We start from the raw sequence: 23,093 nt of genomic DNA on the forward strand, positions 1-23,093 counted from the left end.
CCTACCGCGTTACGCTGAGTTCGCCGGGCGCTCCGGCAATGTGCCGGTGCGACGAAGACGAGAGAATAAGAATGAGCAAGGTGAGTACATAGGGAGCGGCATTGAACAGATAATATCCTTGTGTCACGCCAACCGATTGCAGTGCGGGCCCCAGCGCACTCGCGCCGCCAAAGAGAAGAGACGCCCAGAGGCAATTCATCGGGTTCCAGCGTGCAAAGATAACCAGCGCCACCGCTGTGATGCCCTGCCCGCTCGAAAGCCCTTCGTTCCAACTACCAGGGTAATAAAGCGAAAGGAAGGAACCGCCAACGCCCGCCATGAAGCCACCGAAGGCAGTCGCTACAAGACGGACCGCAAGCGGCGAGTAACCCATGGCGCGTGCCGCGTCTGAACTGTCGCCAACGATGCGCAGAATGAGACCCCAGCGCGTATTGCGCAGCGCCCAGAGGAAAACGGGCGCGAGCACGACGCCGATGATGAAGAGAGCATTGATCTTCAGCGCCGACTGAACCTGCTGCAGATCGCTCCACCAGCCGAAATTGAACGACGGAAGGTTCGGCGCCTGCGGTTGCACCAGCGGCTTTCCAAGGTAGAAGGCAAGGCCCGTTCCGAAAAGCATCAGCGCGATGCCGACGGCGATGTCATTGACCTTGGGCAGGCTGCAAATGCCCGCATGCAGCATGCCGAAGATGGTGCCAACCAGCCCGGCAACAAGCACGCCGAGCCAGGGCGAACCCGTGAGATAGGCAATACCATAGGCGCTCATCGCGCCCATGATCAGCGTGCCTTCAAGACCCAGATTGATGCGTCCGCTTTTCTCCGTCACCATTTCGCCGAGGCTGACAAAGAGGAAGGGCGTGGAGATGCGGATGGCACCCGCGAAAATGGCGAGCGGCACGCCCCACCAGCCGATAGAGGTTTCGTCCATCACTCGGCTCCTTCAGCAACGGCGACTGCGCTCGACCGCGGCTTGATGCCCCGGAACCAGCCCGGAAGATTGATGCCTTCCTGCACGCTCTCGCTCGCGAGCAGAATGACGAAGATGATGCCCTGCAGAACGACGACACTTGCATCTGGCATGTCGAGCCTTCGCTGCAGAAGACCGCCGCTTGCGTCAATGCCGCCGAGAAGAATGGCGACCGGTATGACGATCAGCGGATTCTGGCGGGCGAGGAAAGCGACGAGAATGCCAGTGAGCCCATAGCCCGACGCGATGGTCGCATTGGCGCGTCCCTGAACCGCCGCAACCTCCACCATGCCGCCGAGCCCGGCAGCGGCACCCCCGAGGAACGTCACGATGAGGATGAGGCGCCCGACCGGAAGGCCCGCCATGCGCGCCGCCCTGACATTGCCACCGACCATACGGGCCGCGAAGCCAAAGGTGGTGTGGAACATCAGCATATAAGTGGCAAGGCAGAAGAGCAGACCGAAGATCAGGCCCACGTGAATATCCATGCCAGGAATATTGCCGAGCATGGCCCAGTCCGGCAGCGCGCGGGTGGAGGGCTTGTTGAGGCTCGTCGGATCGCGCATCGGCCCCTCGACCATCTGGTTGAGGACAGCAATGCAGATATAGGAAAGCAGAAGACTCGAGATCGTTTCATTGACACCGCGCAAATGGCGGAGCGCGCCCGCGCTCGCGATGACGGCACCACCGGCGCACATGCCCGCAATCGCCATCGCGCCCTGCACGATCAGCGCAGGCACACTCATGTCGGAAAGGAGGAGGCCGGCTGCGGCAGCGGCAAGACCGCCCAGCACGAATGCCCCCTCGCCCCCGATGATGACCATGCCCATCTGCGCCGGAAGCGCGGTACACAAGGCCGTCAGCAGTAAAGGTGCGGAACGCAGCAGCGTATTCTGCCACGAGAACCAGGAGCCAAAGGCCCCCACATACATCAGACGATAGACGTCGAGAGGATTGACGCCGGACAGGACAACGAAGATGCCGAAGACAATCAGGCTGAGCACGATGGCGAAAAGAGAGACGACAAAGACTTTCGCCCCGGCTCCAAAACGCAATACCAGATCACTGTTCATATTCGGTCCCGTCCGGCGTCAAACACAGGTTCAGTCTGGCCTTACGAAGTCGAGCCGATGACGCCTTCGACGAGATAGCTCATCGATTCCAGCGCTATATCGGTCTGTCCCTGCGAGACGCCGGCAGCGATCACGGTGTTGCCCTTGTTGTCCTTGATCGGTCCCTTGAAGATGACGAAGGTTCCGGCCTCCAACTGGGCCTTCACGGCATCTGCCTGCTTGCGCGCGGCTGCGCCCACCATCGCGCCATAGGGCGAGGTCTTGACGATCTTTTCCTTCAGACCGCCACGAACGAGATGCGGAATGGTGGTGCCCGCCAGCACATCGGCGACGAAGGACGGATAGAGCGCTTCCCAGTTCCACTCGGCGCCGGTGAGATAGCCTTTGGGCGCAAGCGCCGCCTGATTGGCGTGATATCCGGTCGTGAACATGCCGCGCTTTTCGGCCGTCTCGACGATGACCTTGGGGCTGTCCACATGGCAGGTCACGACGTCGATACCTTGATCGGCCATGCTGTTCGTTGCTTCGGCCTCTTTCACCGGCATTGACCAGTCGCCAGTGAAGATGACCTGCGTCGTGATCGCGGGATCGACCGAGCGAGCGCCGAGCGTGAAGGCATTGATGTTGCGCAGAACCTGCGGAATGGGCTTCGCAGCGATGAAGCCGAGCTTCTTCGACTTCGTCGCGTGACCCGCCACGATGCCCGACAGATATTCGGCCTCGTCGATATAGCCGAAATAGCTGTGTGCATTATCCGGCTCGCCCTCTTTCCAGAGGCCGCCGCAATGCATGAACGTGACGTCCGGATATTTCTTCGCGAGCTTCAGCACATAGGGGTCGAAATAGCCGAACGAGGTCGGGAAGATGAGCTTCGCACCATCGAGATTGATCATGCTTTCCATGGTCTTCTCGACATCGACGGTCTCAGGAACGCGCTCTTCCTCGGTGACCTTCACACCGGGAAGCTTCTTCAGCGCGACCGCGCCCTGCGCATGCGCCTGGTTGTAGCCGTAGTCGTCGCGCGGACCGACATAGATGAAGCCTACCGACAGGGAGCCTGCCGCAAGCGCCCGCCCGAACGGAAGCGACGATACAGCGAGACCTGCAGCGCCAACGGCGCCCGACAGAAGAAGAGAACGACGTGAAATTTCGAGCTTGTTCGACACGGTGACCTACCCCTCAGCACCTTCGGCAATCCCCTCATGGGAGCCAATCTTGTATACAAGAGCAAATGCCGTGCCATGCTCTTCGCCTGGTCCAAGTCATTGTTTTCATGAAGATGAGCGCTTACGCCGCTGGTCTCTGGCTTGACCGCGCGCACAAAAACCATGCATCGCGTCAAGCGATTGCATGCGAATTCAACAAGATCTGTAGACGATGCTTCCGTGCGCGGCCTAGCACTCGGCGAAGAGAGCAAGGCATCGCGCCCGATCGTCGTCATCCATAAAGCCAGCAAGGAAGCCGTTACGAGCCATCATGCGAAGTTCATCCGCAGACAGCGGAAGATGCTCGGCGATGGCTTTGAAATTGTCGCCGACATAGCCGCCGAAATAGGCCGGATCGTCGGAATTGATCGTGACGAAGAGGCCGAGATCCAGCATTCGCTTTGCGGGATGCACCTTGAGCTCGGGAACGCCACAGAGCCTGTAATTGGACAGCGGGCAGACCGTCAGCGGCATCTTGTCGGCGGCAAGCCGCCTGACCAGATCCATGTCCTGAAGCGCGCTATTTCCGTGGTCGATGCGGTCGGCACCGAGAATGTCCAGCGCCTCCCACACATATTCGGGCGGCCCCTCCTCGCCTGCATGGCAGACGATCTTGAACCCCTCGTCCCTCGCGCGGCGGAAAACATTGCGGAACTTCGAAGGAGGGAAGCCGATCTCGGATGAATCGAGGCCGATGCCGACGAACTTCTCGCGATAGGGCAATGCCTCGTCAAGCGTGCGCTCCGCGTCCGCCTCATCGAGATGCCTCAGAAAACAGAGGATGAGCTTCGCCCTCAGATCGAAGCGCAGTTCTGCATCGGCTATGGCCCGCGTAAGGCCGCCAATGACTGTCGAAAATGCAACTCCCCGCGACGTATGCCCCTGCGGATCGAAAAACACCTCGGCGTAACGGAGATTCTGCGAAGCAGCCTTTTCGAAATAGGCTATCGCCAGATCATAAAAATCCTGCTCGGTGTGCAGAACCGACATGCCCTGATAATAGAGATCGAGAAAATCCTGAAGCCGCGTGAAGGCATAGGCGCGGCGCAGGGCGTCCACATCCGCATAGGGCAAAGATATTTCATTGCGCCGGGCAATGCCGAACATCAGTTCCGGCTCGAAGCTCCCCTCTATATGGATGTGCAACTCAGCCTTGGGCAGAGCGTCAACGAAGCCATGCATTTCGCTATTCATGCGCCATTCCCCGATACAAACGTCAGAGATAAAAAAGAAGGGCCGCGCCGCTTCAGCAAAGCGGGCGGCCCTCCATCTCACTGTCCGATGACAGCTCAATTACTTCGGCAGATCACCGACCACGCCTTCGACGAGCCAATCCATGCTCGATATGCTGCCATCATCGAGAACGACGCCCTCAGTGGACTTGGCAATGCCCTTCTGATCCTTGAGCGGGCCTTTGAAGATAACGATCTTGCCGCTCTTGATGCCTTCTTCGGTCGCCTTGGCCGCCGCGACAACGTTGTCGGGCATGTTGTGGTACGGCGCCATTTCCAGCATGCCGGAGGCGAGACCGCCCCAGGTGTTCGCCGACTTCCATGTGCCGTCGATAACGTCCTGCACACGCTTGACGTAATAGGGACCCCAATTGTTGACCGAGGCCGTGAGCTGGGCGGTGGGCGCGAACTTCAGCATGTCCGTCGCCTCACCGAAGCCCTTGATGCCGCGCTGGGCATAGACCTGAAGCGGCGCGGTCGAATCCGTGTGCTGCGTGACGATATCGCAGCCCTGGTCGATCAGCGCCTTGGCAGCGTCGCCTTCCTTGCCCGGATCGTACCAGGTGTTGACCATGATGAACTTCAGCTTGGCCGTCGGATTGACGCTGCGCATACCGAGCAGGAATGCGTTCATGCCCATGATGACTTCGGGAATGGGGATAGAGGCGATATAGCCCGCGACACCCGTCTTCGACATCATACCGGCGATGACGCCCTGCACATAGCGGCCTTCGTAAAAGCGCGCCTCGTAGACGCTTACATTGCTGGCGAGCTTGTAGCCGGCGCAATGCTCGAAGTAGGTCTTAGGAAAGCGCTTGGCGGCCTTGATCGTTGGATCCATATAGCCGAACGACGTCGTGAAGATAAGCTTGTGTCCCTTGGCGGCGAGGTTCGCGATGACGCGCTCGGCGTCCGCGCTCTCCGGCACGTTTTCGACATAGGTCGTTTTGACCTTGTCGCCGAACTTCTTGACAATGTCCTGACGGCCCACATCGTGCTGGTAGGTCCAGCCGAAATCGCCGACCGGGCCGAAATAAACAAATCCAACCTTGAGAACGTCATCCGCCAGCGCGGGCGTGACGATCTTCGGAGCCGCAGCGGCGACAAGCCCGGCGCCCAGAAGTTTGTTGAAATTTCTACGATTCATCATTGAAGCAGACTCCTTGTCATTTACTGGCTCATTCAAAGCCTGAAGACCGTCCGTAAACTGCCCCTGGAGCGATCCCCAAGGTCTCTTAACTCGCCCCCCATTGCGGGCGATCTCGTCATCCCGCCGCGTGGAAAGTCTTTCCGAGGCTGGCGGGAGCATTGAGCCTGATGCGTTTGCGATCGCGGGAAATCGCGACCAGCACAACAACCGTCGACGCATACGGCAGCGCCGAAATGAACTGCGAAGGAATGTGCACACCGAAACCCTGAATATAGAGCGACAGGTACATGATGCTGCCGAAGAGATAAGCGCCGACGACGAGCCAGAACGGACGCCATGTCGCGAAGACCACAAGCGCCAGCGCGATCCAGCCGCGTCCTGCCGTCATGCCTTCCGACCAACTGGTGTTGTAAGCGATCGCCATATAGGCGCCGGCAAGACCGGACATCCCTCCGCCGAACATCACTGCCAGATAGCGGATCTTGATAACCGGGAAGCCGATGGCATGGGCCGCGTCATGCGAGTTGCCTACCGCCCGCAGAACCAACCCCGCATGCGTCCTGAAGAGAAACCAGTAGACCGCAGCAACGAGAGCGAAGCTCACATAGACGAGGACATCCTGCCCGAAAAAGACCGGACCGAAGAAAGGGATGTCCGAGAGTCCGGGAATGTGGATCTGCGGTAGCCGCGCCACCACCATGCCGACATAGGCCTTGCCGATCAACGCACTGAGGCCAGTGCCAAAGATGGTCAGCGCGAGGCCTGTCGCTACCTGATTGGACAGAAAGGAGAGTGTCAGCAAAGCGAAGATGAGCGAGGTCAGAACGCCCGCCCCGACACCGGCCAGAATGCCGAGCGTTGAACTGCCCGTCGTCACCGCGACCGCGAAGGCAGCGATGGCGCCCACCAGCATCATCCCTTCGACGCCAAGATTGAGAACGCCCGCACGCTCCGCGACAAGTTCGCCCGTGGCGGCGAGCAGCAATGGTGTCGACGCGATGACAACGCTGAGAATGAAGCTGGTGTACTGAAAGTCCATGAAATCGCAGTCCCCTTCTATGCGCGCACGGCAGCCGGACGCGAGGACCGGATACGAAGGCGATAGAGAATGAGCGTGTCGCAGCCGAGCAGATAGAAGAGCAACACGCCCTGGAAGATGCCCGTAACGGCACTGGGCAACGCGAGCTCGATCTGCGCGGCCTCACCGCCGAGATAGGAAAGGCCGAGCAGCAATGCCGCAAAGACAACGCCGATCGGATGCAAACGACCGAGGAATGCAACGATGATCGCCGTGTATCCGTAGCCGGGCGAGATCTGTGGCGTGAGCTGGCCGATAGGTCCGGTGACTTCGAGCGTGCCGGCCAGGCCCGCAAGGCCGCCCGTCAGAGCGAGCGCCGTCCACACGAGCTTGTTTTCCTTGAAGCCTGCAAAGCGCGCGGCGCGTGGCGCGAAACCTTGAACGCGCAACTGAAAGCCGAGAAGCGAACGCGTCAGCAGCAGCCAACCAGCGGCGGCGGCGGCCAGCGCGAAGAAAATGCCAAGATGAAGACGCGTCCCCTCGATAATCGTGGGATTGGTCGCATTCGCGGAGAACATGGCCGTTTGCGGAAAGCCGAAGCCCTGGGGGTCGCGCCACGGGCCCGTCACCATATAGATAAGGATGAGTTGCGCGATATAGGTGAGCATCAGGCTCGTCAGGATTTCGTTCGCGTTGAAGCGTGTGCGCAACAGCGCAACAATCAGCGCCCAAAACATTCCGCCAATCACGCCCGCGATGAGCATGGCCGGGAAGAGCACCGCGAAAGGTAGATCGGGAAAAGCAAGACCGACGCCACCGCCGAAAAGCGCGCCGATTGTAAACTCCCCTTCCGCGCCGATGTCCCAGACATTCGCACGATAGGCGAGCGAGATTCCGACGCCCATGAGAATGAGCGGCGAGGCCTTGACGAGCAGCTCCGTCGCTCCATTCTCGGCAACGAGGGGTTCGATGAGGAACGTGTAAAGGGAAACGGCCGGATCTTTTCCGAGCACCAGAAAGATGACGCCCATCGTGACAATCGTCAGCGCTATAGCGAGAACGGGCGAAGCGTAGCTCCAGAACTTCGACTGAAATCCGCGTGGTTCGAGCTTAAGCTGCATGACTGTCTCCGACCGGATCGCTGATGCCGCCCATGAGAATTCCGATCTCCGAAACGCTGGTCGCACTGACGGGCTTGGGCGCGGAGAGGCGACCGCCTGCGATCACGGCAATGTTGTCGCAAAGAGCGAAAATCTCATCGAGGTCCTGCGAGATGAGGACGACTGCGGTGCCCTCATTCGCCAGCTCGATAATCGCCTGATGGATGGCTGCGGCCGCGCCCGCATCGACGCCCCATGTCGGCTGGCTGACGACGAGAACCTTGGGCTTCTGGAGCACCTCGCGGCCAATCACAAACTTCTGCAGATTGCCGCCAGAGAGAGCGCGCGCCTCTGCCTTTGGCCCCACCGTGCGTACGTCGAACACCTTGATGACTTCCTGCGCGAACGCCGTTGTCTTGCCGTGATCGATGAGGCCAAGCCGCGCCAGCGAGTGCCGGATATGGCCCGACAGAAAGGCATTTTCGGAAAGCGTCATGGCGGAGACAGCGCCGTGGCCGTTGCGCTCCTCCGGCACGAAGCTCGCGCCAGCGGAACGGCGCTGCGACGGCCCCATATGCCCGGCGGGCACACCGTCGATCAGAATCGTCTGGGGCTTGCCCGCATAGACCTCACCCGACAGAGCATCCATGAGTTCGGTCTGGCCATTTCCGGCGATACCGCCGATGCCGAGAATTTCGCCGCCCCGAACCGAGAAGGAAATTTCGCGAAGACTCGTTCCAAACTGATGATCGGACACAAGCGTCAGGCGGTTGACCTCGAGCCGAGGCGTTCCCTCGATCGCGCCTGCGCGCATGGCTGAGGGCGGCTTGAGTTCCGTACCGATCATGAGTTCGGCAAGCTGTCTCGCTGTCGACTCGCGCGGATCGCAATGCGCTACGACGCGGCCGAGGCGCATGATGGTCGCCTTCTCGCAAAGCGCGCGAATTTCCTCGAGCTTGTGGCTGATATAGAGGATCGAGCAGCCTTCGCTCGCGAGGCGGCGCAACGTCTCGAAAAGTTTCTCGACCTCCTGCGGTGTCAGCACGGAAGTCGGCTCGTCCATGATAAGCAATTTCGGGCTCTGCAGGAGGCAGCGCACGATTTCGATGCGCTGGCGTTCGCCGACAGAGAGGTCATGAACCGCGCGGTCGGGATCGAGCGGGAGTCCGTAGTTCGTCGAGATTTCGACGATGCGCTCTCGAAGCCCCTCACGGTCCTTCGGATCGCTGAGACCGAGCGCGATGTTTTCCGCCACCGTCAGCGCCTCGAAGAGCGAGAAGTGCTGAAAGACCATGCCGATGCCCAGTTTACGGGCATGATTGGGATTGGCGATCGACACCGCCTCGCCCTGCCAGAGGATTTCTCCTTCGTCGGGCCGCAGAACTCCATAGATGATCTTGACCAGCGTGCTCTTGCCCGCGCCGTTTTCACCGAGCAGCGCGTGGATTTCGCCCGGCATGACGGTCAGATCGACATGGTCATTGGCGAGGCAGCCGGGAAATTGCTTCACAATGCCGGTCAGTTTGAGCAAAGGCGTGTCGGTCATGGCGATCTCCTCAAACTCCCGTTGCAACAGGCGCAGCGGCTACGCCCAGACGTTGCAATTCCGCGGCCACGCGCAACGCAAGATCCTCGCGCCACGGCGCGGCGATGATCTGTACGCCAAGCGGCAAGTCGTCCTCCCTTTGGATGGGAGCCACGACCACCGGAAATCCGATGCAGGAAATGGGCTGCGTGAAGAGGCCGAGATTGGGTCTGAGCGGCACCGTCTCTTCGCCAAGCGTCAGAAGCTTCTCGCCAATCTTTGGCGCTGCGCACGGCGTCGCGGGCGCGAGAATGATGTCGACATCCTTGAAGAGCGCGATGACCTGATCATGGTACCAGCGACGGAAGCGCTGCGCCTTGATATACCAGGCGGCGGGCACCAGCGCGCCGGAGAGGAAGCGATAGCGCGTATCCGGATCGAAGTCGGCGGCGCGCATTCTAAGGCGGTCAATATGCAGCGCGCTGCTTTCGCTCGTCGTGATGACGAAAGCTGCGGCCCGCCCCCGTGCCGCCTCGGGGATCACGACTTCGCGCGTCACGGAAAGGGCGGAAGCTGCCTTCGCGACAGCCTCCAACGCTTCGGGCTTCGCGCCGCGTGTGAAGTAATCTCCGGCGACAGCAATGCGGAGATCATTCGCACCCGCTTCCAACGTCTTGGTCGTTTCGAGTGACGGCTTGCGCGCACAGGCTACATCATGCGCGTCATGCCCCTGCATGACGTCGAAAGACAGCGCGAGGTCCTGCGCCGATCGCGCCAGCGGCCCAAGATGGTCGAGGCTGTCGCAAAAAGGAAAGGTGCCGCTGCGCGGCAAGCGGCCATAGGTTGGTTTCAGACCGAAAATACCGCACAACGCCGAAGGTACGCGGATTGATCCGTTCGTGTCCGAACCCAGCGCCAACGGCACCATCCCGGCGGCAACCGCCGCACCAGAACCGCTCGACGAACCGCCTGACATATGATCCGTGTTGCGCGGGTTGCAGCAAATGCCGTCATGCACATTCTCGCCGGTGAAGTCATAGGCATATTCGCCCATGTTCAAACCACCGATGAGGACCGCACCGGCCTTGGTGAGGCGGCGAATGAGTACCGCGTCCTCAATGGCAGGGGTCCGATCGCGATTGATCTTCGACCCTGCGCGCGTCGGCAATCCCTTGATGTCGAAGAGATTCTTGACGGCGAACGGAACCCCCGCGAGGGGTCCCGGATCGCGCCCCACCGCAATCGCGGCGTCAATCTCCTGCGCCTGCCTCTCGGCGCGTTCCAGCGTCAGGTCTGTGAAGGCCTTGATGACACCGTCGGCGCTTTCAATCCGCGCCTTCGCCGCCGCAAGAACGTCGCTCGCGCTGGTGGCGCCGCTGCGAACACTGGCTGCGATCTCGGCCGCGGAGCCTTGCACCGGCGTCATTCTGCTTCACCCGGGCAGAAGACGGAGGCGGACTCCTCTTCTTCATCAGACATTGGAAATTCAAGCACCGCCGCCGCAATTGCGGTCGTGCGTTGGAGATTAGCCAGCACCTCAGCGCGATATTCAGGCGCGATCGGCAGGCCAACAATTACCGACGCCGCATCGAGATAGGCCTCAAGATCAAGTGGAACGGCCATGGTCACACTCCCACACCGGCGAGCGCAGCAACGATCTGATCCGTTGTCGCCGTCCAGCCCACAATTCCGCCTTGCGCCCGAACCATGTCGAGCGTCGCCTGCTTGAAACCGGGGTAGTAGCTCTCCGTCGCATCCTCGGCGAGGAGGCATTCGAAACCGCGATCATTTGCTTCGCGCATTGTCGTCTGTACACAGACTTCGGTTGTCACTCCGGCAAAGATCAGATGGGTAATACGCTTGTTGGCCAGAATGTGGCCGAGATCGGTCGCATGGAACGAACCCTTGCCCGACTTGTCGAGCACGACCTCGCCCGGACGTGGCGCAAGCTCGGGAACAATGTCATGTCCCGCCTCGCCGCGAATGAGAATGCGGCCCATCGGGCCCATATCCCCGATTGTCACCTTGCCGCCGCCGCGCTGGCGCTTTGAAGGCGGGCAATCCGACATGTCTGGCCGATGCCCCTCTCTCGTATGAATAATTGGAAGATCTGCATTGCGCGCCGCGTCGAGCAGGTTTTTTACTGTTGGCACGATTGCAGAGAGGACGCTCACATCATTGCCGAGCATCTCGCCGAAGCCACCCGGCTCCAGAAAGTCGCGCTGCATGTCGATGACAATCAGCGCAGCGCCTTCGAGCGGTAGGGAATAATCATAGGGTTTGGCTGCGATTATCGGCATGGAACGACCTGGAATTGACAGACGGAGCAAACGACCTCCGCGCCCGAAGGAGCAGACACGGAGGCCGTCCCCCGCTTACGTTGCTGCCGCGCCACTGCGAGAAGCGCGGCAGCATTTCGCAATCAGAAGGTCCACATCACCATGACGTTCGGGTTGCTCTCGTTCGCACCGTCGAGACCGTACTTGTTGATCCAGACGTCATATTCGATGCCGGCCTTCAGCACGCCCGGCTTGGCACCCATCAGTGCGCCTACGTCAAGCAGCAGCTGCGGCTGCGTGATCAGCGAATTGGCCTTCGTGCCGTTGCCGCCGTAAATGTTCACGCCGCCCTTTTCGCCAAAGGCGTAGTCGGCAAAGCCGCCGAACGACCAGCTCGTCGAACCGATCGAGAAGGGATAGAGCCAGTCGATGGTCACCTGACCGCCAAGGCCCGTGTCCTTCGCCATGGCGTCGCGATAGCTCTTGCGGGCGTAGAAGTTGATATCCGCAAAGGCGAAGCCGGGCAGATCGAGCGAAAAGCCCGGACCGACGAGGATCGAGTGACCGCGCGCCCAGAAGTCGCCGCTCGAATATTCGAAGTTCGCCGCGAGGAAGGTGTCCTTCACGATGCCGCCGAAGCCGAGCTCCTTGCCGAAGAACGTCTTGCCGATGCTGAGACGCGGCGACCACTCGCCATAGGTGACAGTACCCTTGCCATCTTTACCGCGGCCGTCCGTGCCGTTATTGCCGCCGAACGGATTGGAAATGTCGAAGAAGAAGTAATTGTCGCCGTAGGACCAGCCGTCGGCATGCTCGATGGTCACAACGCCCTTGGCCTGATCGTCGATCTTGTTGCCGGACTTGTCGTAGTCCTGGTAGCCCCGGCCATAGAGATACTGAATGTCCGTGTTGCTCCAGTCGGCGGCCTGGGCCGACGCGCCCGCGAGCAGCGAGACCGACATCACGCCAGCGGCAATCGCCCCACCGACTGCCTTTGAAAAACCGTTGTTCGTTACAAACATCCCCGCACTACCTCGCTAAGTTGCACATTTACTTGTTTAGCCATCACGTCGCCCATCCAGCCGGCTGGTTCGAACGCATGCGGGGTGAATAGCAATCGGCGTACCAGTTCGGGTGCGGTCGAAATCAGGCGGCATATCGGGTGTTTTGGGGATTTTCCGACCGATTGGTCAGGTTCCTGCACTGCACCGCGTCATAAACCTGTCTTTTTGTATGCAGACGACACTTTTTCTGCTCAATGAGTGAGCGACTGCAGCATTTGCTCGAATGAAACGCAGTGAAGCGCCATGCCAGAGCCCGTTTCGATGTTGAAATTTGGATGCCACTGTTACAGATGCGCAACTATTGGTCCCGATGGGCTGGCATGAATGCGCGACAGCTCTCGTCTGTCGAGAGACGCGGGGCTTCATCAACGCCGAACATAGAAGCATCACGGCGAAGAACGAGTGCTAGTCGCCGCCCGACTGCACGCTCGCAAAAAAATTGGCATAGGCCATTCGCGCTGCAACGATGTGCTCGCGCACGATGTCGGCAGCCATGACCTGATCCGCGCGGAGAATGGCGCGAACAATGTGGTCATGCTCTTCGAAGGATTTGGCCATGCGGTCCGGCGTATAGAACTGTGCCTTGCGGAAGGGCGCGAGTCTTATCCTGATCTGCTGGGTCGCTTCGACAACGTAAGGATTATGGGAGCCCGCATATATAATGGCGTGAAAAGAGGCGTTTGCCTCTCCATAGCCCACGGCGTCCCCCTGCCGCATGCGCTCGCGGCAGATTTCATGCGCCCTTTCGATCCGCGCCCGATCCTCGCTCGTCATCTTGACGGCGGCGAGACGCGCGCAGGTCGCCTCTAGCTCACCCATGAGCTCGAACATCTGGTCGAGCTGAGGCGAAGAGATTTCGGCGACCGTCATGGTTCGCCGCGCACCGCGCGTCACCAGACCGATAGTGCTCAATTGCTTCAGCGCCTCGCGCACCGGAGTGCGCGAGACATCGAAGCGTTCAGCCAATTGCACCTCGTCGAGGCGGGTTCCCGGTGGAATGAGGCCGCTCGTTATCTCGTCGGCAATCCGGGTACGGAGCTCGTCGGCTCGTGTACAGCCCCGCCGCGCCGCATTGGCGTCGAAACGAAGAGCCATCAGCCGTCCCTCCTCCGATCCCGATTTTTCAGCTTCGGGTTCGCAAGAAGCTTCGGTCGGCAGTCGTTCGGTATCCACGCTCCCCTCCCAGGTGAAAATCCACGAACGCGAAAGATACGCTCTTCAGGAGAGGGCCACCCACATTCTGCTTAGACCGACAGAAGAACGAAGTCTGATTTGGACACCAGACAGAGCGGGCAGACCCAATCGTCAGGAATCTCTTCAAAAGGCGTGCCAGCGGGAATTCCGCTGTCGGGGTCCCCCTCGGCTTCATCATAAATCCAGCCGCAGACCTTGCAGACCCATTTCGCTTTCGTCTCGGTCGCCGCTCCGGAACCGATCGTCACTTTCATATTCATGATGTCCTTCCGTTCATGCAGCCTGAACGCGGCGAGCCGCATCCTGATGGGCATGACGCAATTCGGCGAGATCGAGTCCGGGCACTTCACCATCGACGATGCGCCACTTGCCGGCGACCATGATCCGGTCAGCCGCATGCGCGCCGCAAATGACAATGGCCGCAACCGGGTCGTCATAACCGGAGAACCTCAACTCATCGAGACGGAACATGGCGAAGTCCGCCTGTGCGCCCGGCGCGATGATACCGATATCCTTTCGGCCAAGGCACCGCGCGGAGCCTTTGGTCGCCCAGCGCAGCGGATCCTTGTGGGTCACGGCACCAACGCCGCGCATCGCCCGTTGCAGCAGGAACGCCTGTCGCACTTCCTGCACGAGGTTGGAGCTGTCGGCGGCTGCCGCACCATCGCAGGCAAGGCCAACCGGAGCGCCGAGGGCTTCGAGCGCCATGGGCGAGCAGACGCCCGAGCCGATGATCATATTGGATGTCGGGCAATGGGCCACGCCGGTTCCGGCTTCGCCGAGACGTCGCATTTCGTTATCGGTGAAGTGGATACCATGCGCGAACCAGACGCGATCCGAAACCCAACCGAGGCTTTCGACATAATCGAGCGGACGAACGCCGAATTTCTGAACGCAATAGTCGTTCTCATCGTAGGTTTCAGCGAGATGCGTATGAAGCCTCACATCGAGCGCTTCGCCGAGCTTTGCGCTTTCGCGCATAAGGTCGCCCGAAACGGAGAAAGGCGAGCAAGGCGCAAGCACGACCTGCCGCATAGCGCCGTCTTCACGCTGGTGCCAGCGGCCAACCAGCCTTTCGCTGTCGGCAAGGATGGTGTCGATATCCTGCGTCACCTGTTTGGGTGGCAAGCCGCCATTCTCGACGGAGAGATCCATCGAGCCACGGCAGAGCGCCACGCGCAGGCCGAGCTTTTCGGCCTCTTCCATCTGGATATCGATCGCTTCTTCGAGACCCGCCGGAAAGACATAGTGATGATCCGAGGCCGTCGTGCAGCCGGACATCAGCAGTTCCACCATCGCGAGTCTCGACGCAAGACGGAACGCCTCCGGCTCCATCCGGCCCCAGACCGGATAAAGCGCCTTCAGCCAGTCGAAGAGCGCCTTGTCGGCCGCAGGTCGAAAGGCTCGCGTCAGCGTCTGGTAGAAATGATGATGCGTATTGATGAGGCCCGGCAGAACGACATGCTCGGACGCATAGAACACCTCATCGACCGGAGTGGACGGGGCAGCCCCCGCCGCCACCAGCTCGACGATGCGGGTGCCATCGACCACGATGCCGCCCCCCGCGCCTTCGGCGAATATGCCGAGCGGATTCTTGATCCATAAGGTCATACCGCTCACCTATTCCGCCGCCGCGAGCGCCTGGACACGTCGATCGAAAGCGATACGCCCCTTCTGCTCGAGTTCGAAGGCCTGCCTCACGCGCCGCCGCACCCGCGCCTGCCGATCCGCCGTCGTCGCATAGCGATGAACGATGGTGCGGCCAAGCGCGATGTGGAAAGCCTCGTCGGGCATGATCTTCTCAATCACATGCCGCGTCGCCTCGGGAATACGCGGCATCAATCCTTCGAACGCATTCATCACGCCGATTTCCCCGGTGATGTTATGGGCCGAAACGCGCTCCAGCGTATCGTCGCCGCTCGCATAGAACTCCTGCACCCATTCCACATATTCGGGCTCAGGCACCCAGCCTTCCATCGAGCTGCCAAGCGACTCGATATGCGACTGCACGATCTTGCAATGGCGGCCTTCATCGGAAATCTGCGTACAGAGACCGAAAAAGGCTTCGGGCTCCGGCGTGTCCGCGAGCCAGGAACCGATGAAGTTCGCCGCCTGCCGCTCATACCAGCATTGGAACTTGAGCCATTCAAGAAGTTCCGCTTGGCCCAAAGGACGGGAGGCGCCAAAACTCTTGGCCGCTTCGTCCTGTCCTTCGCGCCACTTGCTCAGGCTACCGACGAGATCATCATAGAAAGCCTTGGGATCCATCACTTCGGTTGCTTCGACACTCATTCGGCGGCCTCCAGCATGCGGATACGGTCATGCGTCGCGTCGAACCATTCGCCGGCGCGCAGGCAGCCAACGGCGCGCAGACGCTGGTCGGTGCGCATGGTCTCGTGGCCATCGGTCAGCACAAAGTCGCCTTCTTCGATCCGCAACACGCTGACTTCGGCGGAGCGGCCGATTCCGAGCGTGCCATATTCGTGGCTCTTGCGGATGGCAGCCGCCGCGCCAACCGTGTTCATGCTGATGACCTCGGTGAGGGAAGCACCGAGCGCCCAGATCTTCGTCATCGTCGTCGACATGGAGAAGACTGGTCCGTCGACATTGAAGACGTTGAGGTCAGTCGAGATCGTGTTGGGCCGGAAACCGCGCTCCATCAGGCGCAGCGCCGTCGGAATGTGAAAATCGCCGCCCGAATGGCCGATGTCGAGCACAACGCCACGCTCCACCGCCGAAATGAACTGCGGCGTCGGTTCGCCCTTCGCATCGAGCTGGCCGCCACCGCCACGGAACGCGTGGGTGATGATATCGCCCGGACGAAGCGCATCGAGAAGGTCGTGATAATCGATCACCGGCGTGTGCGGGAAGGTGCCGAGATGAATCATGATCGGCAGGTCCTTGCCGATCTCCTTCGCCATCTCAAGGAAAGGAGAGACCTTCGGATTGTCGGTATAGGTCGCGCGAACCTTGAAGCCAACGATGACGTCGCGATTGGCTTCCAGCGCCTCGAGCGTCACCTCGGGATCGAGATTACGCAGATCGGCTGCGATTTCGAGCTGATGGCAGATATAGCCCTTGTTCGCGAGATAGATCTGGCAGGGGTCCATGAAGGCCAGAACCTTGGTCTTCGTGTCCGGATGGTCGATGACCGCGCGGCGCGCAAGACCGAAGATCGTGGCGCCAGCCGTTCCGGCATCGACGATGACCGGCACACCCGAGTGGACGCCCATCATATCGGCGGGCAGGCAGAAATCGCCAAGACCGACGAAGCAATGCGTATGAATATCGATGAGGCCCGGCGTGACGAGGCAACCGGAGACGTCGATGACTTCGGCATCGGCGACTTCAGCGCCAGCAGCCGCGCCGACGGCAGCAATCTTGCCGTCCACGACCAGCACATTTGCGATCGCGTCGAAGCCCGAAGCCGGATCGATGACGCGGCCATTCTTGAGGAGGGTTTTCTTCTCGGTGGGTAGAGTCATAGCCGTGCTCCCGAACAGGAGAAGAGAACCGTACGCAATAGGCGTTATGACGGAGGCTAACCCGCCATCTTGACTCAGGAGTCCCATCCAGGTGGTTCTCTAGACCCGGAAATTCCCAGCCGTGAGGCTGAGCGTATGTATGCAAAGCGAGTGCCATGGACGAATGGCGGAATAGCAACGCTCTAAAGCAATATTCGATAGCATCGGCGATACCATCCTGGTCAGAATGACCAAAATTTAGTCATCCTTTTGGCACCTGACCGCCGCATCTGCCGCCGCGCGCAAGATCGAGTGATAGCCGGTGCAGCGGCAAACATGCCCGCCCAGCGCTTCGCGAATATCGGCCTCGTCCGGAACATCCTCACGCATGAGCAGCGCAGTCATTGCGACTGTGAAACCCGGCGCGCAATAGCCGCACTGGAAGGCATTCCCCTCGCTGAAAGCCAATATGACGGCGCGGCCCTCTGGCAGGCTTCCAAGCCCTTCTACCGTCGTAATCCGCCGCCCTTCGAGCTTGTAAGCAGGCAGCAGACAGCCATTCATTGCCACATCATCGATGATGACCGTACAGGAACCGCAGCGGCCAATGCCGCAGCCGACCTTCGCGCCGGGCAGGCCCAGGCGGTCGCGGAGCAGATCGACAAAACGCTCGTCGGGACGGGCGTCCATCTCGACGGGCTCTCCATTGAGTACAAAGCGGATGGTCATGGCCGTCACTCCGCAGGTGCGGACATGCCGCCCGTTCGAATCAGTATCTTTTCCGGGCTGAATGGTGCCTCCACCACCCAGATGCCCACTGCATCGGCGACAGCGGCGGCGACGGCGGGCGACACCGCCGAAATGCCAAGCTCACCGACGCCACGCGGACCGTAAGGATCGCCAGCATCAAGTTCTTCCATGGCGAAGACACGCATATTCGCGGGCGCATCCGCGATCATGGGCACCATGTAACTGTCGAAATTGCGCGAGGTGAAAGTGCCCCCCTCGATCAGCGTATCTTCGGTGAGCGTGAAACCGAGCCCCTGCACACCCCCGCCCTCGATCTGGCCGCTATAATTGGCCACATCCATGACAGGTCCGGCGGCAGTGTGCTGATCGAGATCGAGCACTTCCACCATCCCGGTCACGCGGTCGACGGCAACCCGCGCCAGCACGGCGCTATGGCAATGCAGGAAGCGCGCGTTGCCTTCAACGGTGCCATGCGAAATCGGAAAGGCGAAGCCGCACTCGGCACTCGGTCGCTCCGCCTCGCCGAGCGACTGCGCCAGTGCCGCAAAACTGAGCAGCGGCACGTCGGGCACATTTCGTCGCGCGTCGTAAATGCCGCCCGCGCCGATGGCGAGTTCTTCCGACTGTTTGCCCATTTCCTTCGCGGCGGCGGCCAGAAGCTTCGCGCTGAGTTCCGGCCCTGTCTCCGAAGCGGAGCGCCAGACGACATAAGTCATGCGCGAAGCCGTGGTCGATCCGGAATCGACCGTTTTCGCCGTATCGCCGATAACCGGCCTCACATCGTCGCGCTCGCAACCCAGCACCCGGGCAACGCTTTCCTGAATAAGCGCAAGGACACCCTGCCCGATTTCCTCCGCGCCGAAGGCCGCCTCGATCTTGCCGTCCGCAGCCAGCGACAGGCGCGCCGCGCCGCTGTCGCCAATGGCGGAACCGAGGCCAGACCCTTGAAGTGCGACGGCGAGCCCGACACCGATGACCTTGCGCCCATCCGCCGACACGCCGCGCTCCCGTGCCCACAGATCGCTCGCTGCCGCCGCCGCCAGCGTCTCGCGTCCGCGATCGCTCGGCGCCACCACTTGCCCCAGATAGCCCATGTCGCCCGGCTGACGCAGATTGCGCACGCGGAAGCTCACGGGATCGAGCCCCGCCTTTTCGGCAAGGCGCCCGATCTGGCTCTCCACAGCGAACAACATCTCGTTACAGCCGAAGCCGCGAAACGCGCCGCCGAAACCATTATTCGTATAGGCGAGCCGTCCACGCGAGCGGACATTGGGAATGCGGTAGGCGCCCGTGACATGCTCAAGCGCGGTTTCGACAACAGATGCGCCAAGCGATGCGTAAGCGCCGCCATCGGCAATCGCGTCGACCTCCTGCGCGATCAGATATCCTTCCGCGTCGCAGGCCGTCCGCATCCTGATCCGCATAGGCTGACGCTTGGTGCCTGCAAGCACTGACTCCCAGCGATCGAGCTGCAAGCGCACGGGCCGCCCGGCCTTCAACGCCAGGAGGGCGAGCGCGGGCTGCACCGTCAATTCATCCTTACCGCCGAATGCGCCGCCTGACGGGCTCGACACGATACGAATGCACTCCTCATCCACGTCGAGAATGCGGGCGAGCTGCATGCGGTCGCGATAGCCATGCTGCCCGGCGACGCAGACGAGCAGCCCGCCCTCCGGCGTCGGTTCGGCATAGCCGCCCTCCGTCTCCATGAAGGCATGCATCTGTCGCGGCGTGACATAGACATCCTCGACAATATGCGCGGCCCGGGCGAACGCCTCGTCCACCTTGCCGCGCTCAAGACCCAGGTCGGCCAGAAGATTTCCGCTCTCGTGCACAAGCGGCGCATCGGGCGCCAAGGCGCGCTCCGCGTCATCCACGATTGGCAGCACTTCATAGTCGACGCGGATAAGCGCAAGCGCACGCTCCGCAATCTCCTCGCTTTCGGCGGCGATCGCCGCAACGGCATCGCCGACATAGCGCACCTTGTCGGCGCAGAAGGCCGGCTGATCTGGAATGACGATGCCGTAGCCGTTGAGCCCCTTCACATCGCGATGTGTCACCACCGCATGAACGCCGGGCAATGCCTCCGCCTCGGACGTATCTATACCGAGGATCCGCGCATGGGGATAACCTGCCCTGAGCACGCGCCCGACAAGCATGTCAGGCTTCCGGATGTCCGTCAGATAGGTGAAGGCCCCTTCAACCTTGGCCGTGACATCGGGCCTCATCCGCCAGCGCTCGCTCATCGCCGCTCGAGAAACTTCGACCTCGCTATAGGGCACCGGCACGAAGGCAGGTATGGACGCAAAACAATGAGCGGACGCCTTGCCTGCCACTGCGTCGAGCGCAACGCCACCGCCAAGACCCGCAATGATTGCATTCGCAGCGACATTGCGCCGATATTCCGCGCTGCGAAAAGCGTCGGAGGGCACACGCATCTCGCCAAGCATGTCGCGTTTCAACGATGTCCAGTCGAGCGCCGACAGTGGTATACCGATAAGCGAGTGTTCTGCAGCGGACAAACGCTGCGGCGGTGTAATGCCGCCACCGATGGCGAGCCGCGCCTTGACGACATTGCCCGCGCCGTCGAACCACAATCCCGCCGCCGCATTGATGACACTTGGGGTGAAAGCACGGCGAAGTCCCATCTTTTCAAAGCATGTCTTCGCCGGCAACCTTGCGGGAACGACGATGGCAACGAGCACCACGCCTTCCATCGGCGTCAGACTCGATGACAGGAGCGCCCGGAGATTCCGTCTGACCAATCCTTTGGCGGTGAAAAGCTCAACCTCGGCATCGAGAGCAAGCAGGGCTGGGATGATGCAGCCGCTGCCGCTCGCAACATTCCCGCCCAGCGTCGCGAGGTTGCGAATACCGGCCGAACCGACGCGCCCCACAGCATCACACAGCATCGGCAGCTTTTTCCCAATAAGCGCGCCGTGGCGGAGTGCGCTCAGGCTCGTCAGAGCGCCGATCCAGATACCGCCATCGGCAAGTTCCGTGACGCCCCGAAGATCGTCAAGCCGGTTGAGATCGATCCAGTGTTCCGGCACAGGCGCGCCCGCCGCCCAGTCGAGTTGCACCGCCGTTCCGCCCGCAAGGACGCGCGCGGCCTTGCCGAAGCGCTTGAGAAGCGACCAGGCCTCCGATACTTCTTCGGGATGCCAGATTTGGGGGGCGACGAGGCTCTTCTTCATGGGACGCTCTACTCAAACCGGCGAAAGGGCGCCCTGCTCATTTTCCTTCAACCATTCCGTACGGCGCTCGATCACATCGGCGCAGGCTTTCTCCGCGTCGGCGATGAACTTCTTCATATCGCCAGCAGTGAGCACGCCATTCTCGGCGGCAATGAAGCCGTCCACCATGGTCATCACGACATCACCGCCCTGCACGGCATGAACGATATTGTGATGAAGATTGAAGAAGGGGCCTTCCTCGATGAAGGGCGTCATATGCGGGCCGTCGGCGCGCACGGCCACGATATCGGCCTGCTTGCCCGCTTCGAGCGAACCGATCTTGTCCGCCATGCCAATGGCGCGCGCACCTTCGATGGTGGCCGAGCGCAGCACATCCCATGCACCATAAGCCGCCGCGTCCATGCCGCGAAGCTTGGCAAGGATGGACGCGATCTTCATTTCCTCGAAAATGTCGAGATTGTTGTTTTCCTTCTCACCATCCGAGCCAATGCCGACTGCGATACCCGCCTTGATCATGTCGACGACCGGCGCGGAACCGCTCGCGATCTTCATGTTGCTGGTCGGATTGTGCGCGACGCCAATGCCATTGTCGCGGAGCAGAGCAATCTCTTCATCCTCGAGCCAGACGCAATGAGCGAGCAGCACATTTTCGATGTCGAGAATGCCCTTGTTCTTGAGCGCCTTGATCGGGCTGATGCCATAGCGCTTATAGGCTTCCTTCACCTCGTCGCGGGATTCATTGGAATGTGTGTGAAGACCAACGCCATAGCGTTTGCACATGTCGATGGCGCGCTTGCAGGCCGCTTCATCGACATAGAACTGGTGCTCGAGCCCGACCCAGACATTAATGCGGCCGTTCGCCTTGCCGTGCCACTCCTGAATGAGCTTTTCATTGTCGTCGAGGTTGTCGAAGTAATCGAAGCCGACTTCCTCGCCGACATAAGGCACCATGACGACGCGGAAGCCGAGCTGCTCCGCGGCCTTGGCCGAGCCGTACATGAAGCGCCACATGTCGACTGCCGTGGTCGTGCCCGCGAGCAGGCTCTCGCCGTAGCAAAGCCATGACGATGCCTCGGCTTCCTCAGAACGCAGCACGCGATGCATCGGATCGATGAAGAGCCGCAGCCAATCCCAGAGCGGCAGGCCTTCGGCGGTACCGCGCAGAATGCCCGAATGCATATGCGTGTTGATCAGGCCGGGAAGCAGAACCGCCTTGCCAAAATCCTTGCGCCTGACCGCCGGATAGCGCGCTGACAGCTCCGCAGCCCTTCCAACTTCCGCGATTTTGTCATCGCGTACCAGCACCGCACCGTCGATAAAGACCGTATTGGCGACATCCATGGTCAGAACCGCGTCAGCGGTCAGCAGAACTTCATTCATGTCTTTAGCTTGCACTCTTACTCAATAGGGAACGCGGTCAGGCTTCGCGAGCCAGGCGCGAAAAACCTCCGCAGCCTCGTCGGACAAAATGCTCTTGGTCGGCAAAGATCTTTCACTTTCCGGGAGCTTTATCTGCTCATAGAGAAACGCATCGTCGAAATCGGCGGACGCTGCGTCCGCAGCATGCGCACCATAAAAAAGATGCGATGCGCGCGACCAGTAGATGGCTGAAAGACACATGGGACAGGGCTCACAGCTCGCATAAACATCGCAACCGGAAAGATCGAATGTGCCGAGCGCCCTGGCCGCCCTGCGGATCGCCTGCACCTCCGCATGCGCGGTTGGATCGTTGGTGCTCGTCACCTCGTTCCAGCCTTCGGCAATGATCTTGCCATCCTTCACGACGACGGCACCAAAGGGACCGCCTGCCCCCTTCGCCATGCCCTCGGCCGAAAGCTCTATGGCGCGCCGCATGAAATCACTCTCATTGCACAT

The 23,093-nt window shown here is 60.8% G+C and carries 21 protein-coding genes; all 21 read right to left on the minus strand.

Annotated features, from left to right (window positions below):
* Nucleotide 1: 1 nt before the first annotated feature.
* Complete coding sequence (locus F2P47_RS04770) at nucleotides 2–928, minus strand: ABC transporter permease (RefSeq protein ID WP_152215024.1); 927 nt, start codon at nucleotides 926–928, stop codon at nucleotides 2–4.
* Complete coding sequence (locus tag F2P47_RS04775) at nucleotides 928–2,040, minus strand: ABC transporter permease (RefSeq protein WP_152215025.1); 1,113 nt, start codon at nucleotides 2,038–2,040, stop codon at nucleotides 928–930. Before F2P47_RS04775 ends, F2P47_RS04770 begins: the two co-directional genes overlap by 1 nt.
* 41 nt (nucleotides 2,041–2,081) lie before the next feature.
* Nucleotides 2,082–3,206 carry a BMP family ABC transporter substrate-binding protein gene (locus F2P47_RS04780; protein ID WP_152215026.1) on the minus strand — a complete coding sequence of 375 codons (1,125 nt, stop codon included), beginning with the start codon at nucleotides 3,204–3,206 and terminating at the stop codon, nucleotides 2,082–2,084.
* A 228-nt stretch (nucleotides 3,207–3,434) separates the two neighbouring features.
* Nucleotides 3,435–4,439 carry an adenosine deaminase gene (locus tag F2P47_RS04785; protein WP_204886513.1) on the minus strand — a complete coding sequence of 335 codons (1,005 nt, stop codon included), beginning with the start codon at nucleotides 4,437–4,439 and terminating at the stop codon, nucleotides 3,435–3,437.
* A gap of 99 nt (nucleotides 4,440–4,538) precedes the next feature.
* A complete protein-coding gene (locus F2P47_RS04790; RefSeq protein ID WP_152215027.1) occupies nucleotides 4,539–5,627 on the minus strand; it encodes a BMP family ABC transporter substrate-binding protein in 1,089 nt (362 codons plus the stop codon).
* Nucleotides 5,628–5,742: 115 nt separating this feature from the next.
* Entirely contained in the window at nucleotides 5,743–6,666 is a 924-nt protein-coding gene (locus F2P47_RS04795) for an ABC transporter permease (protein ID WP_152215028.1), read from the minus strand.
* Between the two features lie 17 nt (nucleotides 6,667–6,683).
* Nucleotides 6,684–7,766 carry an ABC transporter permease gene (locus F2P47_RS04800; RefSeq protein WP_152215029.1) on the minus strand — a complete coding sequence of 361 codons (1,083 nt, stop codon included), beginning with the start codon at nucleotides 7,764–7,766 and terminating at the stop codon, nucleotides 6,684–6,686.
* The gene (locus F2P47_RS04805) at nucleotides 7,756–9,291 is read right to left on the minus strand and encodes an ABC transporter ATP-binding protein (RefSeq protein ID WP_152215030.1); all 1,536 of its coding nucleotides are present in this window, start codon (nucleotides 9,289–9,291) and stop codon (nucleotides 7,756–7,758) included. Before F2P47_RS04805 ends, F2P47_RS04800 begins: the two co-directional genes overlap by 11 nt.
* Nucleotides 9,292–9,301: 10 nt before the next feature.
* Complete coding sequence (locus F2P47_RS04810; protein WP_152215031.1) at nucleotides 9,302–10,696, minus strand: AtzE family amidohydrolase; 1,395 nt, start codon at nucleotides 10,694–10,696, stop codon at nucleotides 9,302–9,304.
* On the minus strand, nucleotides 10,693–10,893 hold the full coding sequence (locus tag F2P47_RS04815) for a DUF4089 domain-containing protein (protein WP_152215032.1): 201 nt from the start codon (nucleotides 10,891–10,893) through the stop codon (nucleotides 10,693–10,695). Before F2P47_RS04815 ends, F2P47_RS04810 begins: the two co-directional genes overlap by 4 nt.
* Before the next feature lie 2 nt (nucleotides 10,894–10,895).
* The gene (locus F2P47_RS04820) at nucleotides 10,896–11,570 is read right to left on the minus strand and encodes a cysteine hydrolase family protein (protein WP_152215033.1); all 675 of its coding nucleotides are present in this window, start codon (nucleotides 11,568–11,570) and stop codon (nucleotides 10,896–10,898) included.
* Nucleotides 11,571–11,692: 122 nt separating this feature from the next.
* Complete coding sequence (locus F2P47_RS04825; RefSeq protein ID WP_152215034.1) at nucleotides 11,693–12,571, minus strand: outer membrane protein OmpK; 879 nt, start codon at nucleotides 12,569–12,571, stop codon at nucleotides 11,693–11,695.
* Nucleotides 12,572–13,018: 447 nt separating this feature from the next.
* On the minus strand, nucleotides 13,019–13,708 hold the full coding sequence (locus tag F2P47_RS04830) for a GntR family transcriptional regulator (protein WP_152215035.1): 690 nt from the start codon (nucleotides 13,706–13,708) through the stop codon (nucleotides 13,019–13,021).
* Nucleotides 13,709–13,857: 149 nt separating this feature from the next.
* Entirely contained in the window at nucleotides 13,858–14,067 is a 210-nt protein-coding gene (locus F2P47_RS04835; protein ID WP_343032302.1) for a rubredoxin, read from the minus strand.
* Nucleotides 14,068–14,080: 13 nt separating this feature from the next.
* Nucleotides 14,081–15,418 carry an 8-oxoguanine deaminase gene (locus tag F2P47_RS04840; protein WP_152215036.1) on the minus strand — a complete coding sequence of 446 codons (1,338 nt, stop codon included), beginning with the start codon at nucleotides 15,416–15,418 and terminating at the stop codon, nucleotides 14,081–14,083.
* 9 nt (nucleotides 15,419–15,427) lie between these two features.
* A complete protein-coding gene (locus tag F2P47_RS04845) occupies nucleotides 15,428–16,099 on the minus strand; it encodes a hypothetical protein (RefSeq protein WP_152215037.1) in 672 nt (223 codons plus the stop codon).
* Nucleotides 16,096–17,292, minus strand: a complete 1,197-nt coding sequence (locus tag F2P47_RS04850) for an amidohydrolase/deacetylase family metallohydrolase (protein WP_185680945.1) — start codon at nucleotides 17,290–17,292, stop codon at nucleotides 16,096–16,098. The genes F2P47_RS04845 and F2P47_RS04850 overlap by 4 nt, the downstream gene beginning before the upstream one ends.
* Before the next feature lie 237 nt (nucleotides 17,293–17,529).
* Nucleotides 17,530–18,000, minus strand: coding sequence for a (2Fe-2S)-binding protein (locus F2P47_RS04855; RefSeq protein WP_152215039.1), 471 nt, complete (start codon nucleotides 17,998–18,000; stop codon nucleotides 17,530–17,532).
* Nucleotides 18,001–18,005: 5 nt separating this feature from the next.
* Nucleotides 18,006–21,218, minus strand: a complete 3,213-nt coding sequence (locus tag F2P47_RS04860) for a molybdopterin cofactor-binding domain-containing protein (RefSeq protein WP_152215040.1) — start codon at nucleotides 21,216–21,218, stop codon at nucleotides 18,006–18,008.
* Nucleotides 21,219–21,230: 12 nt separating this feature from the next.
* The gene (locus F2P47_RS04865; protein ID WP_152215041.1) at nucleotides 21,231–22,598 is read right to left on the minus strand and encodes an amidohydrolase family protein; all 1,368 of its coding nucleotides are present in this window, start codon (nucleotides 22,596–22,598) and stop codon (nucleotides 21,231–21,233) included.
* Between the two features lie 21 nt (nucleotides 22,599–22,619).
* Complete coding sequence (locus F2P47_RS04870; protein WP_152215042.1) at nucleotides 22,620–23,093, minus strand: nucleoside deaminase; 474 nt, start codon at nucleotides 23,091–23,093, stop codon at nucleotides 22,620–22,622.

It is taken from the genome of Parvibaculum sedimenti (genome assembly GCF_009184905.1).
Classification (GTDB): domain Bacteria; phylum Pseudomonadota; class Alphaproteobacteria; order Parvibaculales; family Parvibaculaceae; genus Parvibaculum; species Parvibaculum sedimenti.

What these genes read in the sequence shown, in the direction of transcription:
- F2P47_RS04770 (WP_152215024.1), bottom strand. Translation starts at nt 928, where the DNA reads ATGGACGAAACCTCTATCGGCTGGTGGGGCGTGCCGCTCGCCATTTTC.
- F2P47_RS04775 (WP_152215025.1), bottom strand. Translation starts at nt 2,040, where the DNA reads ATGAACAGTGATCTGGTATTGCGTTTTGGAGCCGGGGCGAAAGTCTTT.
- F2P47_RS04785 (WP_204886513.1), bottom strand. Translation starts at nt 4,439, where the DNA reads ATGAATAGCGAAATGCATGGCTTCGTTGACGCTCTGCCCAAGGCTGAG.
- F2P47_RS04790 (WP_152215027.1), bottom strand. Translation starts at nt 5,627, where the DNA reads ATGATGAATCGTAGAAATTTCAACAAACTTCTGGGCGCCGGGCTTGTC.
- F2P47_RS04795 (WP_152215028.1), bottom strand. Translation starts at nt 6,666, where the DNA reads ATGGACTTTCAGTACACCAGCTTCATTCTCAGCGTTGTCATCGCGTCG.
- F2P47_RS04800 (WP_152215029.1), bottom strand. Translation starts at nt 7,766, where the DNA reads ATGCAGCTTAAGCTCGAACCACGCGGATTTCAGTCGAAGTTCTGGAGC.
- F2P47_RS04805 (WP_152215030.1), bottom strand. Translation starts at nt 9,291, where the DNA reads ATGACCGACACGCCTTTGCTCAAACTGACCGGCATTGTGAAGCAATTT.
- F2P47_RS04810 (WP_152215031.1), bottom strand. Translation starts at nt 10,696, where the DNA reads ATGACGCCGGTGCAAGGCTCCGCGGCCGAGATCGCAGCCAGTGTTCGC.
- F2P47_RS04815 (WP_152215032.1), bottom strand. Translation starts at nt 10,893, where the DNA reads ATGGCCGTTCCACTTGATCTTGAGGCCTATCTCGATGCGGCGTCGGTA.
- F2P47_RS04820 (WP_152215033.1), bottom strand. Translation starts at nt 11,570, where the DNA reads ATGCCGATAATCGCAGCCAAACCCTATGATTATTCCCTACCGCTCGAA.
- F2P47_RS04825 (WP_152215034.1), bottom strand. Translation starts at nt 12,571, where the DNA reads ATGTTTGTAACGAACAACGGTTTTTCAAAGGCAGTCGGTGGGGCGATT.
- F2P47_RS04830 (WP_152215035.1), bottom strand. Translation starts at nt 13,708, where the DNA reads ATGGCTCTTCGTTTCGACGCCAATGCGGCGCGGCGGGGCTGTACACGA.
- F2P47_RS04835 (WP_343032302.1), bottom strand. Translation starts at nt 14,067, where the DNA reads ATGAATATGAAAGTGACGATCGGTTCCGGAGCGGCGACCGAGACGAAA.
- F2P47_RS04840 (WP_152215036.1), bottom strand. Translation starts at nt 15,418, where the DNA reads ATGACCTTATGGATCAAGAATCCGCTCGGCATATTCGCCGAAGGCGCG.
- F2P47_RS04845 (WP_152215037.1), bottom strand. Translation starts at nt 16,099, where the DNA reads ATGAGTGTCGAAGCAACCGAAGTGATGGATCCCAAGGCTTTCTATGAT.
- F2P47_RS04850 (WP_185680945.1), bottom strand. Translation starts at nt 17,292, where the DNA reads ATGACTCTACCCACCGAGAAGAAAACCCTCCTCAAGAATGGCCGCGTC.
- F2P47_RS04855 (WP_152215039.1), bottom strand. Translation starts at nt 18,000, where the DNA reads ATGACCATCCGCTTTGTACTCAATGGAGAGCCCGTCGAGATGGACGCC.
- F2P47_RS04860 (WP_152215040.1), bottom strand. Translation starts at nt 21,218, where the DNA reads ATGAAGAAGAGCCTCGTCGCCCCCCAAATCTGGCATCCCGAAGAAGTA.
- F2P47_RS04865 (WP_152215041.1), bottom strand. Translation starts at nt 22,598, where the DNA reads ATGAATGAAGTTCTGCTGACCGCTGACGCGGTTCTGACCATGGATGTC.
- F2P47_RS04870 (WP_152215042.1), bottom strand. Translation starts at nt 23,093, where the DNA reads ATGTGCAATGAGAGTGATTTCATGCGGCGCGCCATAGAGCTTTCGGCC.